Raw genomic sequence first — 12,853 nt, forward strand, 5'->3', positions numbered from 1 at the left:
GATCAACCCTCCTTCGCGGGTGGTGGGGCGGATTGACCACTGTCTTTCAGCGCCTTGGTCACTTCCGGCGGCATGTACTTCTCGTCGTGCTTGGCCAGCACTTCATCAGCCACCACCACGCCGTCAGCGTTGAGCTTGCCGAGGGCGACGATGCCCTGCCCTTCGCGGAACAGGTCCGGCAGGATGCCGCGGTAGCTGATGGTCACGGATTTGTTGAAGTCGGTGACGATGAATTTCACGTCCAGGGAATCGCCGGAACGTTGTAGCGAACCTTTCTCCACCATACCGCCCGCGCGGATACGCGTGTCTTGCGGGGCTTCGCCGTTGGCGATCTGGGTCGGGGTGTAAAACAGATTGATGTTCTGCTGAAGGGCGCTCAGGGCCAGGCCGACGGCAGCGCCGACACCGACCAGGATCGCGAGAATGATCATAAGACGCTTTTTACGCAGCGGATTCACTTGCCGTTCTCCCGGCGCAGACGACGCGCCTCTTGTTGCAGATACCGCTTGCGGGCCAGGATCGGCGCCGCCACGTTGAGGGCCAGCACCGCCAGGCTTATGCCATAGGCTGACCAGACATACAGGCCGTGATGGCCCATGGCGAGAAAGTCGCCGAATGAAGCGAAACTCATCGAGCGGCCTCCAGACTGTGCTGCACTTCGGTTTTCACCCAGCTCGCCCGGGCTTCGCGCTTGAGCACTTCAAGGCGCATGCGCAGCAACAGCACCGCGCCGAAGAAACAGTAGAAACCCAGCGCCGACAGCAGCAGCGGCAGCCACATCTCGGCGGGCATCGCCGGTTTTTCGGTGAGGGTGAAGGTCGCTCCCTGGTGCAGGGTGTTCCACCACTCCACCGAGTATTTAATGATCGGGATGTTGATCACGCCGACGATTGCCAGCACCGCGCAGGCCTTGGCCGCACTGTCACGATTGCTGATGGCGTTGCCCAGCGCAATAAGACCGAAGTACAGAAACAGCAGAATAAGCATGGACGTAAGTCGCGCATCCCAGACCCACCACGAACCCCAGGTCGGTTTGCCCCAAATCGCGCCGGTGACCAGCGCCACGGCGGTCATCCAGGCACCGATCGGCGCGGCGCATTGCAGGGCGACATCGGCCAGCTTCATCTTCCAGACCAGCCCGACGATGCCGCACACGGCCAGCATCACGTAGATGGACTGCGCCAGCATGGCGGCGGGAACGTGGATGTAAATGATGCGAAAGCTGTTGCCTTGCTGATAGTCCGGCGGCGCAAAGGCCAGCCCCCAAACCACGCCGATGCTGATCAGCAGCAACGCCGCGACGCTCAGCCATGGCAGCAGTTTGCCACTAATGCCGTAAAACCATTTGGGCGAGCCGAGCTTATGAAACCAGGTCCAGTTCATTGCTGTTTCCATCACGGTGCTCTTCGCTGTGAAGAGCCAAAGGGTCTTTACTGGTTAAAAAATAACCAGACCTCATTATTCGCCGACGCTGATCTTCAGGCCAGCAGCTATTGCAAAAGGTGTCAGGGTTATCGCCAGGGCGGTCAGGCTACCAAGCCACAAGAGATAACCGGTCGCCGGCATGCCCTGCAATGCCGCCTGCAAGGCGCCACTGCCGAGAATCAACACCGGGATGTACAGCGGCAGAATCAGCAGCGCCAATAACAGGCCACCGCGCTTCAATCCTACCGTCAACGCCGCGCCCACCGCACCGAGCAGGCTCAGCACCGGTGTACCGAGCAATAAAGAAAGCAGCAACACCGGCAGACAGGCGGCAGGCAAACCAAGCATCAACGCCAGCAAGGGTGCGAGCAAAACCAGCGCCAAGCCGGAAAACGCCCAGTGTGCCAGCACCTTGGCCAAAACCAGAAGAGGCAGGGGGTGCGGCGAAAGGACCCACTGCTCAAGCGATCCGTCTTCGAAATCACTGCGAAAGAGCCCGTCCAGCGAGAGCAGGACCGATAAAAGTGCTGCCACCCAGACCAGCCCCGGGGACAAGGTTTGCAACAATTGAGGCCCGGCGCCGACCGCCAACGGGAACAAAGAGACGACGATGGCGAAAAACACCAGCGGATTCGCCAATTCGGCAGGACGGCGGAACAGCAAACGTGCCTCGCGGGCGACCAACAGGCCGAAAACACTCATACGGCCCAGTTCCCCAAATCAATGTCACGATAGCCGGCAGGCACCCGGGTGAGCGTGTGGTGAGTGGTGAGGACCACCATGCCACCCCGTTCACAGTGCGCCGCCAGGTGTTCTTCGAGTTGCGCCACGCCTTGTTTGTCGAGCGCGGTAAACGGCTCATCGAGGATCCAAAGCGGCGGGCTGTCCAGATACAAGCGCGCCAACGCGACACGGCGTTGCTGGCCGGCAGACAGGGTATGGCAGGGAACATCTTCGAAGCCGCGCAGCCCCACCGCCGTCAGCGCCTGCCAGATCGCCTCATGGGAGGCCGGTTGATGCAAGGCGCAGAGCCAACTGAGGTTTTCCTCGGGGGTCAGCAAGTCCTTGATGCCGGCGGCATGGCCGATCCACAACAGGTTGCGCGCCAGTTCGCTGCGCTGTTCGTTCAGTGGCAAGCCGTTGAGCAGCACCTGCCCGGCAGTCGGATGCATCAAGCCGCAAAGCAGACGTAAAAGGCTGGTCTTGCCACTGCCGTTGGGGCCGCTGATCTGTACCATTTCGCCACTGGCCAGTCTCAATTCGAGATTTTCGAAGAGCAGCCGAAGGTCTCGCTCACAGGCAAGGGCAACGGTTTGCAGGACAGGACTGGTCAAGAGATCACGGGCCTTTTGCGGTTCAAGTCGGCGGCAGAGCGGCCGCTAAAGAGATGCAGCATAGATGCATTGGCGGCTAGTTCTAGAGAGCCAGGTCAAACAAATGCAATGTTTTCGCCACTCCCCGAAGACGGGCGGCATTATACATGCCATGCCCTACTCTAAAGAGTGCATTTTCCTCAGGTTGTGACCGCGTATGACAGGCGAAATGAACATCCTCCCGCTGCCGCCGACCACGCCCGCGACTTCGCGGCCGCTGGTGGTGAGTGGTGATCTACTCAAGCTGCTGACGCCGATGGAGGGCCTGATCTCCGTTGGGCAAACCGCCAAGGCTGAAGTGCTGTCGCTCAAGCAGACGGATCAGACCTTTCAACTGTTGCTCAAGGTCACCCTCGACAGCGGCCGCCAGACCACGGTCCAGGCCACCAGCACTCAGCCGTTGCCCCAAGGCACCAGCCTGGCAATCACCCAGCCATCGGCGGGCAACCTGGCGGTCACGGTGCAACAGGCCATCGCCTCCAGCGTCGCGACACTCACCCGCATCGACACGGCGCAACTGCCGGTCGGCACCTTGCTGCAAGGCAAAGTACTGACCTCTCAGGTCATGCCGCAGGTGCCGGGTCAGCCGACGGTGTTTCGCTCGATGGTGAGCCTGCTCAACACCGCGCTGAGTAGCAGCACGCTGAGCATCGACAGCCCGACGCCACTGCGCATCGGTACCTTGCTGAGCGCCTTGGTGCAAGACACCCAGACCCTGAAGTTCGTCCCGTTGAGCAGCCGTCAGGAACAGTTGGCGGTGACGCAGCAATTGGTCAGCCAGCAAAGTCGCCAAGGCTCTTTGGATGGCTTGCTCAAAGTCCTGCAAAACCTGCCGCCATCGGATCAGACCTCCAGCGACCTGCGCGCCGCCGTGGACAAATTGCTCGCCGGCCTGCCGGACGTTCAGCAATTGAGTACACCCAAAGGTCTGGCCCAGGCGTTGGCCAACAGCGGTCTGTTCCTTGAAGCGAAACTGCTGACGGGGCAAAACCCGACGCTGGCGCCAGACATGAAGGGCGACCTGCTCAAGCTGATCGCACAACTGACGCAGGGATTGCCGGCCAATACCAACCTCAACGCGATCATCGCCGCCAATACACTGGCGCAAGCGCTGCCCAGCTTCGTGCGCAGCGCCTTGGGAATGCTTGGGCAAGTCAGCGCCAAACCATTGCCGACCAGTTTCCCGCTCCCGGAGCGCCTGCTGCAAAGTCAGGACGGTGAAAGCGATCTGGAACATTTGCTGCGCCTGGCAGCAGCGGCTGTCTCGCGCTTGCAAAGCCATCAACTGTCGAGCCTGGAACAGACCGGCCTCACCGACGACGGTCGCCTGCTCAGCACCTGGCAACTGGAAATCCCCATGCGCAACCTGCAGGACATCGTGCCATTGCAGGTAAAATTCCAGCGCGAAGAAGCACCTGAGAAAGAACAACCGCACGAACGCCGCGACGAACACGAACCCCGGCAACAGCTGTGGCGCGTTGAGCTGGCATTCGACATGGAACCGCTGGGGCCATTGCAGATTCAGGCGCAGCTGATCAAAGGCAGCCTCTCCAGTCAGCTATGGGCCGAACGGCCGTACACCGCCAGCCTGATCGAAAGCAATCTAGCCGGGCTGCGCGAACGCCTGCTGGCGTCAGGCCTGAACGTCGGCGATCTGGATTGTCACCTCGGCACACCGCCGCAAGGCCCTCAAACCCGTCTCGAACAACGCTGGGTCGACGAAACCGCATGAACGAATCCGCCACACCGCGCCAGGCCATCGCCCTCAAATACGACGGCAGCCACGCCCCTACCCTCACGGCCAAAGGTGACGAAGAACTGGCCGAAGCCATTCTGCAGATTGCCCGGGATTATGAGGTGCCGATCTATGAAAACGCCGAGCTGGTGAAACTGCTGGCGCGGATGGAATTGGGGGAGAGTATTCCGCAGGAGTTGTACCGCACGATTGCCGAGATCATTGCGTTTGCGTGGAATTTGAAGGGCAAGTTTCCTGAGGGGCATGATCCGGAGGTGGGGATGATGGAGAAAGACATTACCGGCCGCGGGGATGATTACTGAGGTTTCGAGGACGCCTTCGCGGGCAAGCCCGCTCCCACAGGGATAGGTGGTGAACACAAAATGTGTGAACGCAGCCAATCCAATGTGGGAGCGGGCTTGCCCGCGATAGCGATCTAAACCACACCGCAAAAATCAGTTCTTATGCAACTTGCTCATCAACTCAGCCTCAGCCTGGGTCAACCCGCAGGACTGCGTCAGCTCACTGACGCTCGCGCCCATCCCCACCAGCCGTGCCGCCTGGGCGAATGAAAGGCTCGACGGATCACGCTGCTCCAGCTGCGCCAATTTGTCCGGCAACGGCCCGACGACGGCGCGCAGTTCGTGCAGGTCTTCACCCATGCGCACGTTGCCGTTCTGGTAGTCGTCGACGCGTTTGGCCAGGTCCTTGATGCGCTGATCGCGCAGCGCATCGCCCTCGGCCTGTTGCGCGGCGATCTGCCGCTGAGCGCGGATGTACGCCAGGAACATCGCCAGCGTGCCTGCCCATAAAAGGAACAGGACAATGACAGCCACCTCAAGAATCAATCAGATACTCTCCAGTTCCGACCATTCTTCTTCGCTCATCATCTTGTCCAGCTCGACCAGGATCAGCAGTTCGTTGTTCTTGTTGCACACGCCTTGAATGAACTTGGCGGACTCTTCGTTACCGACGTTCGGCGCGGTCTCGATTTCCGACTGACGCAGGTAAACCACTTCAGCCACGCTGTCGACCATGATCCCGACCACTTGCTTGTCGGCTTCGATGATGACGATACGGGTGTTGTCGCTGATCTCGGCATTCATCAGGCCGAAGCGCTGACGGGTGTCGATCACGGTGACCACGTTACCGCGCAGGTTGATGATGCCCAGCACGTAGCTCGGAGCACCCGGGACCGGGGCGATTTCGGTGTAGCGCAGGACTTCCTGAACGCGCATCACGTTGATGCCGTAGGTTTCGTTGTCCAGTTTGAAGGTTACCCATTGCAGGATCGGATCTTCAGAACCTTTTGCATTCGTCGCTTGACTACTCATACCCTGACCCCTCGAAAAACCGCTCCTGGCGGTGTGTGTTCTGTAGGCAGCATTCAACAATGCCGTCGCATACTTGTTATGTCGGCAGCTATGTCGGTTTGTGAAGTGGCTTGCTGCCGCTCATGTGCTTTGCCCCGCCGCTGGCGATCAACTCGGCCAGAGCAGAAACGTCCAGCAGCGCACACATGTGCTCAATCACCGTGCCGGCGAGCCATGGCCGCTGACCTCGGTGACTTCTCCATTTGATTTCGTTCGGGTCCAGGCGCAATGAGCGGCTGACCTGATGCACCGCCAGCCCCCACTCGTAGCCCTGAACCGAAATAACGTATTGCAGGCCCTGGCGGAAATCATCGCGATAACGATCCGGCATGACCCAGCGCGCGGTATCCAGCACTTTCAGGTTGCCGGCCTGACTCGGCAGGATCCCGAGGAACCATTCCGGCTGGCCGAACAACGGCGTCAGCTCGTGACCGGCCAAGGAATAAATCGATCCCAGACACACCAGCGGCACCGCCAGGGTCAACCCGGCGACGTCGAACAACAGGCATTCGAACGGCTCAGCAGCCCATGCCGGACGACCGTCGGTTTCCACCGGTGGCGGCGTGTTGCTGGGTGGCAGATGAACTTCAACCACCGGCGGCACCAACGCTTGCAGCAGGGGTGCAATCGTCGACACGGGCGCCAGGACCGGTGCGGGCGCTTCGATCACGGCCACCGCTGCTTTCACCACTGGCGCAACGATGGGGGCAGCGGCCAGGGCCGGTTTCTGCGCATCACGGGCCTGCTCTTCAAGCACGGCAGCCTGGAACTCATCCAGCGCGGCCTCAACCTCGATAACCTCGACAACCTCGGGCAGCGCCTCCACTTCTGGCGGCAACTCTTCGGTCGCGTCCTGCAGCAATGCGTCCAGATAGGACTGGAGGGCCAGTTGCGGACGCGAGGTGATCTTCACCGGCCGATTCATGCGCGCACCTTTGTAGGAGCGAGGCTTGCCCGCGAAGAACGATAATGCGATTTAACTGTGGAAACTGCGGCGTCTGCTTCGCGGGCAAGCCTCGCTCCTACGGGGATTGAGTTCATCTCACGCCACCTGCGGAACACGTTGCGCCGCCAGCAGATGCTTGAGCAGTGCGCGATAAGCGAGAACGCCACGGCTCTTGCCGTCGAATTGTGAGGGCGTCAGCCCTGCCCGGCTCGCGTCACGCAAGCGGGTGTCGATCGGAATGTAGCCTTGCCAGATTTCTTCCGGGTACTTGTCGCGCAGCACGCGAAGGGTGCCGAGGGACGCCTGGGTGCGGCGGTCGAACAGGGTCGGCACGATGCTGAATGGCAGCGCCTGTTTGCGCGAACGGTTGATCATCGCCAGGGTGTTGACCATGCGTTCCAGGCCTTTGACCGCCAAGTGTTCGGTCTGTACCGGAATCACCAACTGCTGGCTGGCCGCCAAGGCATTGACCATCAGCACACCGAGCAACGGCGGGCTGTCGATCACCGCATAATCGAAGTCCTGCCACAACTGCGCCAGGCTCTTGGCGATCACCAGGCCCAAACCACTCTGGCCCGGCGACTGGCGCTCAAGGGTTGCCAGCGCGGTGCTCGATGGCAACAGGGAAATGCGTTCGTCACTGGTGGGCATCAGCAACTGACCGGGCAAGCCTTGCGGCACACTGCCCTTATGCAGAAACAAGTCGTAGCTGCTGTGTTCCAGGCTGTCGGGGTCGTAACCGAAGTAGCTGGTCATGGAGCCGTGGGGGTCGAGATCGACCACAACCACGCGCTTGCCCGCCTCAGCCAGCAAACCGGCTAAAGCGATGGAGGAAGTGGTTTTACCGACACCACCCTTTTGATTGGCGACTGCCCAGACTCTCATTCGGATTGTTCCTCCCGGTCGAAAAGGTTGACCGAGAAATAGCTCAACGTATTAATGCGGGTGACGGAGAATTGACGGCGCTCTCTCGTCCCGGCGACTTGACCGGAGCCGGTGCAGTTTGTGTGCCAGCCCGCTTCAACGCGGCATCCGGTTGTGCATGAGCCGTTCCGGTACCCGTGAGGCTGCGGCGTACATCAAGATTTCGTGAAACCACCAACACCACCCGACGGTTGCGCGCCCGGCCTTCGGCGGTGGCGTTATTGGCCACCGGCTGGAACTCGCCATAACCCACCGACGCCAGACGACCGGGGTTCACACCCTGCATCGCCAGCATGCGCACGATGCTCGCAGAACGGGCCGAGGACAGCTCCCAGTTGGTCGGGTATTGCGCGGTGCGGATCGGCTGATCGTCGGTAAAGCCTTCGACGTGGATCGGGTTGTCGAACGGCCTCAGGATCGCGGCGACCTTATCGATAATGTTGAAGGCGATGTCGCTGGGCATTGCATCGCCGCTGCCGAACAACAGGCTGGAATTGAGCTCGATCTCGACCCACAACTCATTGCCGCGCACGGTCATCTGGTTGGAACTGATCAAGTCGCCGAACGCCGCGCTGATGTCATCGGCAATGCTTTTGAGCGGATCGTTGGCAGCCTGGGCGATGCCAGCGTCAATCTGTTCGCTGTCCTTGACCAGAGGCTTGGCCGGGGTCACGGTCTTCGGTCGCTCGTCACCAATCGGGATCGGCTTGAGGGCGCGATCAGAGTCGGTAAACACCCCGATCAACGCCTCGGAAATGACCTTGTACTTACCTTCGTTGATCGAAGAAATCGAGTACATCACCACGAAGAAAGCGAACAGCAATGTAATGAAGTCGGCGTAGGAAACGAGCCAGCGTTCATGGTTTACGTGTTCTTCAGGCTGCCGACGACGTGCCATGCTCCATGTCTCCCATCAATCCATGAAGCCCTGAAGCTTCAACTCAATAGAGCGAGGGTTTTCACCTTCGGCGATCGACAAAATCCCTTCCAGCAACATCTCGCGATAACGCGACTGCCGCAACGCGATGGACTTGAGCTTGGCGGCAACCGGCAGCAATATCAGGTTGGCACTGGCCACGCCATAGATGGTGGCGACGAAGGCAACAGCAATGCCGCTGCCCAGCTGCGATGGATCGGCCAGGTTGCCCATGACGTGGATCAGGCCCATCACCGCACCGATGATGCCGATGGTCGGCGCGTAGCCGCCCATGCTTTCAAAGACTTTGGCGGCTTCGATGTCGCGACTTTCCTGGGTGTAGAAATCCACTTCCAGAATGCTGCGAATCGCTTCCGGCTCGGCGCCGTCCACCAGCAGTTGCAGGCCTTTGCGTGAGTAGCTGTCGGGTTCGGCGTCGGCCACCCCTTCCAGACCGAGCAAACCTTCCTTGCGGGCAGTCAGGCTCCAGTTCACGACGCGATCGATGCCGCCAGCCAGGTCCACGCGCGGTGGAAACAGAATCCAGGCGAGAATCTGCATGGCGCGCTTGAAGGCGCTCATCGGCGATTGCAGCAGCGCTGCACCAACGGTCCCACCGAGTACGATCAACGCTGCCGGGCCGTTGGCCAACGCGCCGAGGTGACCGCCTTCAAGGTAGTTGCCGCCAATGATGGCGACGAACGCCATGATGATCCCGATAAGGCTGAGTACATCCATCAGAGACACGCCTCGACCAGGTGACGGCCGATATCGTCCAGGCTGTACACCGCGTCCGCGAGCTCGGCTTTGACGATCGCCATGGGCATGCCGTAGATCACGCAACTGGCTTCATCCTGAGCCCAGATCGCACTGCCGCCCTGCTTGAGCAGACGTGCGCCTTCGCGACCGTCGGCGCCCATGCCGGTGAGTACCACCGCCAGAACTTTGTCGCCGTAGGATTTGGCCGCGGAACCGAAGGTGATGTCCACGCACGGCTTATAGTTCAGACGTTCATCGCCCGGCAGGATTTTCACTGCGCCGCGGCCGTCGATCATCATCTGCTTGCCACCCGGCGCCAGCAGCGCCAGGCCCGGACGCAGGATGTCGCCATCCTCGGCTTCCTTGACGCTGATGCGGCACAGCTTGTCCAGACGCTCGGCGAAGGCCTTGGTGAAGGCTGCCGGCATGTGCTGGATCAACACGATCGGGGCCGGGAAGTTGGCCGGCAACTGCGTCAGTACCCGTTGCAGGGCAACCGGGCCACCGGTGGAGGTGCCGATGGCGACCAGTTTGTAGGCTTTGCGTTTCGGCGCTGGCGACGCCGGCGTCGCTGCATGGCTGCGAGCCGGAATCGGTGCCGGGGCCGGACGCGCAGGCGCACTGCTGCTGCCGTAGCTGCTGACGCTCGAAGGCGCAGGTGTCGGGGCGGGTGCGGCCACTGGAGCCGGGGCACTGTAGGCGCTGACACGACGGTTACTGCGCGAGATGCTGAGAATTTTCTCGCACAGCAGTTGCTTGACCTTCTCCGGGTTACGCGAGATGTCTTCGAAATTCTTCGGCAGGAAATCCACCGCGCCAGCGTCCAGCGCATCGAGGGTGACCCGCGCGCCTTCGTGAGTCAGCGAGGAGAACATCAACACCGGGGTCGGGCAGCGCTGCATGATGTGCCGCACTGCCGTGATGCCATCCATCATCGGCATCTCGTAGTCCATGGTGATCACGTCTGGCTTGAGCGCCAGCGCCTGATCGATCGCCTCTTTGCCGTTGGTCGCCGTACCGACGACCTGGATATTGGAATCCGCTGAAAGAATTTCCGAGACGCGGCGGCGGAAAAACCCCGAATCGTCCACCACCAGGACTTTGACTGCCATAAACACTCCGTTAGACGGGGCGAGGCTCAGTCGCCCCGCTCCCGCAGAATCAAATACGCCGTGCGGCGTAACGCTTGAGCATGCTCGGAACATCGAGAATCAGCGCAATGCGGCCGTCACCGGTAATAGTGGCGCCGGACATGCCCGGGGTTCCCTGGAGCATTTTGCCCAATGGCTTGATGACCACTTCTTCCTGGCCCACCAGTTGATCGACGACGAAGCCGATCCGCTGAGTGCCCACAGAAAGGATCACCACATGGCCTTCGCGCTGCTCTTCATGAGCAGCAGAGCTGACCAGCCAGCGCTTGAGGTAGAACAGCGGCAGCGCCTTGTCCCGCACGATCACCACTTCCTGGCCGTCCACCACGTTGGTGCGAGACAGGTCGAGGTGGAAGATCTCGTTGACGTTCACCAGCGGGAACGCGAACGCCTGGTTGCCGAGCATGACCATCAGCGTCGGCATGATCGCCAGGGTCAACGGGACCTTGATGACGATCTTCGAGCCCTTGCCCTTGGTCGAGTAGATATTGATGGTGCCGTTGAGCTGGGCGATCTTGGTTTTCACCACGTCCATGCCCACGCCGCGCCCGGAGACGTCGGAAATCTCGGTCTTGGTCGAGAACCCCGGAGCGAAGATCAGGTTGAAGCAATCGGTTTCGCTGAGACGGTCCGCCGCATCCTTGTCCATCAGGCCTTTCTTCACGGCGATACCGCGCAGAACATCGGCGTCCATGCCTTTGCCATCATCGGAGATGGACAGCAGGATGTGGTCGCCTTCCTGTTCAGCGGACAGAATCACCTTGCCGCTGCGAGGCTTGCCCATCGCTTCGCGCTCAGCCGGCTCTTCAATACCGTGGTCGACCGAGTTGCGCACCAAGTGGACCAGCGGGTCGGCCAGGGCCTCGACGAGGTTCTTGTCGAGGTCGGTTTCTTCGCCGACCAGCTCCAGGTTGATCTCTTTCTTGAGCTGGCGAGCCAGGTCGCGAACCAGACGCGGGAAGCGCCCGAAGACTTTCTTGATCGGCTGCATCCGGGTCTTCATGACCGCGGTTTGCAGGTCGGCCGTGACCACGTCAAGGTTCGACACGGCCTTGGACATGGCTTCGTCGCCGCTGTTGAGGCCCAGGCGGACCAGGCGGTTACGCACCAGTACCAGCTCGCCGACCATGTTCATGATCTCGTCGAGACGCGCGGTATCGACCCGCACGGTGGTCTCGGCTTCGCTGGCCGGTTTTTCCGGTGGTGGTGCGGCTGGGGCACGAGCAGGTGCCGGTGCAGCAGCGGCGGCCGGTTTCGGCGCTTCGGCTTTTGGCTCGGGCACTTTGGCCACAGGTTTCGCAACCGGTGCTGGCGCCTTGGCGACAGGAGCAGAAACCACTGCGCCAGTGCCAACCTCGGTGAACTTGCCTTTGCCATGCAATTCGTCGAGCAGCGATTCGAACTCGTGATCGGAGATCAGATCGTCGCCGGCCGCTTTAGCGGTTGGCGCAGCCGGGGCCGGAGCCGAAGCAATCGCCGACTCCAATGCATCGACCGCAAAGTTGCCTTTGCCGTGCAACTGATCGAGCAGTGCTTCGAACTCGTCGTCGGTGATGTCGGAGCTGTCGCCTGCCGCTTTAGGGGCCGCCGGTGCGGCGGGCGCCGCGACCACTGCATCGGGGGCGAACTGGCCTTTGCCGTGCAATTGATCGAGCAACGACTCGAACTCGGCATCGGTGATTTCGTCGCTGGCCGAGGCATCGCTGGTCGGCACTGGCGCAGCCGCTGGAGCCTCGGCTTGAGCCTTGACGGCATTCAGCGAGTCCAGCAATTGTTCGAATTCGTTATCCGTGATGTCGCCCGATTCTTCAGCGGCAGGTTCTTCCACCACCTCGGCGACCGGTGCCGACTCATCGGCGGTTTGCGGCTCGGCCAGACGGGCCAACGCTGCAAGCAATTCTGGAGTGGCAGCCGTGATCGGGCTGCGTTCGCGGACTTCGCTGAACATGCCGTTCACCGCGTCCAGTGCCTCGAGAACCACGTCCATCAGTTCCGAGTCGACGCGTCGTTCACCCTTGCGCAGGATGTCGAACACGTTCTCGGCGATGTGACAGCACTCCACCAGCTCGTTGAGCTGGAGGAAGCCGGCGCCCCCTTTTACAGTGTGAAAACCGCGAAAAATTGCATTGAGCAAATCCGCATCATCCGGTCGGCTTTCAAGCTCGACCAGCTGTTCGGACAGTTGCTCTAGAATCTCGCCGGCCTCAACCAGGAAATCCTGAAGGATCTCTTCATCGGCGCCGAAGCTCAT

The 12,853-nt window shown here is 60.9% G+C and carries 15 protein-coding genes; 2 read left to right on the forward strand and 13 right to left on the reverse strand.

Translation table 11 applies throughout. The features are described 5' to 3' along the window. Nucleotides 1-2: 2 nt before the first annotated feature. From ccmE to ccmA, 5 genes are all read right to left on the reverse strand, one after another. A complete protein-coding gene (gene ccmE, locus AB7M26_RS26915) occupies nt 3-458 on the reverse strand; it encodes a cytochrome c maturation protein CcmE (RefSeq protein ID WP_429386950.1) in 456 nt (151 codons plus the stop codon). After that, a complete protein-coding gene (gene ccmD / locus AB7M26_RS26920) occupies nt 455-631 on the reverse strand; it encodes a heme exporter protein CcmD (RefSeq protein WP_007894243.1) in 177 nt (58 codons plus the stop codon). Before ccmD ends, ccmE begins: the two co-directional genes overlap by 4 nt. Further along, entirely contained in the window at nt 628-1,383 is a 756-nt protein-coding gene (locus tag AB7M26_RS26925) for a heme ABC transporter permease (RefSeq protein WP_123496073.1), read from the reverse strand. The genes ccmD and AB7M26_RS26925 overlap by 4 nt, the downstream gene beginning before the upstream one ends. A gap of 75 nt (nt 1,384-1,458) precedes the next feature. Further along, on the reverse strand, nt 1,459-2,127 hold the full coding sequence (gene ccmB, locus AB7M26_RS26930) for a heme exporter protein CcmB (protein WP_429386955.1): 669 nt from the start codon (nt 2,125-2,127) through the stop codon (nt 1,459-1,461). Then, entirely contained in the window at nt 2,124-2,759 is a 636-nt protein-coding gene (ccmA, locus tag AB7M26_RS26935) for a cytochrome c biogenesis heme-transporting ATPase CcmA (protein ID WP_123496069.1), read from the reverse strand. Before ccmA ends, ccmB begins: the two co-directional genes overlap by 4 nt. A gap of 196 nt (nt 2,760-2,955) precedes the next feature. Here ccmA and fliK point away from each other — a divergent pair, with 196 nt between their 5' ends. Continuing rightward, entirely contained in the window at nt 2,956-4,530 is a 1,575-nt protein-coding gene (gene fliK / locus AB7M26_RS26940; RefSeq protein ID WP_429386958.1) for a flagellar hook-length control protein FliK, read from the forward strand. Next, complete coding sequence (locus tag AB7M26_RS26945) at nt 4,527-4,856, forward strand: EscU/YscU/HrcU family type III secretion system export apparatus switch protein (RefSeq protein ID WP_429386961.1); 330 nt, start codon at nt 4,527-4,529, stop codon at nt 4,854-4,856. Before fliK ends, AB7M26_RS26945 begins: the two co-directional genes overlap by 4 nt. 132 nt (nt 4,857-4,988) lie before the next feature. On the opposite strand, the gene AB7M26_RS26950 is transcribed toward AB7M26_RS26945, so the two are convergent. The 8 genes from AB7M26_RS26950 to AB7M26_RS26985 form a co-directional block, all read right to left on the reverse strand. Beyond that, nucleotides 4,989-5,381, reverse strand: a complete 393-nt coding sequence (locus AB7M26_RS26950) for a DUF2802 domain-containing protein (protein WP_218394194.1) — start codon at nt 5,379-5,381, stop codon at nt 4,989-4,991. After that, nucleotides 5,382-5,867 (reverse strand): chemotaxis protein CheW, encoded by a 486-nt coding sequence (locus tag AB7M26_RS26955; RefSeq protein ID WP_008072653.1) that lies wholly within the window; start codon nt 5,865-5,867, stop codon nt 5,382-5,384. 88 nt (nt 5,868-5,955) lie between these two features. Next, a complete protein-coding gene (locus AB7M26_RS26960) occupies nt 5,956-6,831 on the reverse strand; it encodes a CheW domain-containing protein (RefSeq protein ID WP_429386964.1) in 876 nt (291 codons plus the stop codon). Between the two features lie 117 nt (nt 6,832-6,948). Then, on the reverse strand, nt 6,949-7,737 hold the full coding sequence (locus tag AB7M26_RS26965; protein WP_007894220.1) for a ParA family protein: 789 nt from the start codon (nt 7,735-7,737) through the stop codon (nt 6,949-6,951). A 43-nt stretch (nt 7,738-7,780) separates the two neighbouring features. Beyond that, nucleotides 7,781-8,674, reverse strand: a complete 894-nt coding sequence (gene motD, locus AB7M26_RS26970; RefSeq protein ID WP_008072648.1) for a flagellar motor protein MotD — start codon at nt 8,672-8,674, stop codon at nt 7,781-7,783. Between the two features lie 15 nt (nt 8,675-8,689). After that, nucleotides 8,690-9,430: a flagellar motor protein gene (locus AB7M26_RS26975; RefSeq protein WP_008072647.1), complete on the reverse strand. Its 741-nt coding sequence runs from the start codon at nt 9,428-9,430 to the stop codon at nt 8,690-8,692. Then, on the reverse strand, nt 9,430-10,563 hold the full coding sequence (locus AB7M26_RS26980) for a protein-glutamate methylesterase/protein-glutamine glutaminase (RefSeq protein ID WP_192345723.1): 1,134 nt from the start codon (nt 10,561-10,563) through the stop codon (nt 9,430-9,432). The genes AB7M26_RS26975 and AB7M26_RS26980 overlap by 1 nt, the downstream gene beginning before the upstream one ends. Nucleotides 10,564-10,612: 49 nt before the next feature. Beyond that, entirely contained in the window at nt 10,613-12,853 is a 2,241-nt protein-coding gene (locus AB7M26_RS26985; RefSeq protein ID WP_429386970.1) for a chemotaxis protein CheA, read from the reverse strand.

The organism is Pseudomonas sp. F-14 TE3482, assembly GCF_053629455.1.

Bases quoted from the DNA above. Each gene is read 5' to 3' on its own strand.
- ccmD (WP_007894243.1), bottom strand. From the start codon at position 631: ATGAGTTTCGCTTCATTCGGCGACTTTCTCGCCATGGGCCATCACGGC.
- AB7M26_RS26925 (WP_123496073.1), bottom strand. From the start codon at position 1,383: ATGAACTGGACCTGGTTTCATAAGCTCGGCTCGCCCAAATGGTTTTAC.
- ccmB (WP_429386955.1), bottom strand. From the start codon at position 2,127: ATGAGTGTTTTCGGCCTGTTGGTCGCCCGCGAGGCACGTTTGCTGTTC.
- fliK (WP_429386958.1), top strand. From the start codon at position 2,956: ATGACAGGCGAAATGAACATCCTCCCGCTGCCGCCGACCACGCCCGCG.
- AB7M26_RS26945 (WP_429386961.1), top strand. From the start codon at position 4,527: ATGAACGAATCCGCCACACCGCGCCAGGCCATCGCCCTCAAATACGAC.
- AB7M26_RS26955 (WP_008072653.1), bottom strand. From the start codon at position 5,867: ATGAGTAGTCAAGCGACGAATGCAAAAGGTTCTGAAGATCCGATCCTG.
- AB7M26_RS26960 (WP_429386964.1), bottom strand. From the start codon at position 6,831: ATGAATCGGCCGGTGAAGATCACCTCGCGTCCGCAACTGGCCCTCCAG.
- AB7M26_RS26965 (WP_007894220.1), bottom strand. From the start codon at position 7,737: ATGAGAGTCTGGGCAGTCGCCAATCAAAAGGGTGGTGTCGGTAAAACC.
- motD (WP_008072648.1), bottom strand. From the start codon at position 8,674: ATGGCACGTCGTCGGCAGCCTGAAGAACACGTAAACCATGAACGCTGG.
- AB7M26_RS26975 (WP_008072647.1), bottom strand. From the start codon at position 9,430: ATGGATGTACTCAGCCTTATCGGGATCATCATGGCGTTCGTCGCCATC.
- AB7M26_RS26980 (WP_192345723.1), bottom strand. From the start codon at position 10,563: ATGGCAGTCAAAGTCCTGGTGGTGGACGATTCGGGGTTTTTCCGCCGC.
- AB7M26_RS26985 (WP_429386970.1), bottom strand. From the start codon at position 12,853: ATGAGCTTCGGCGCCGATGAAGAGATCCTTCAGGATTTCCTGGTTGAG.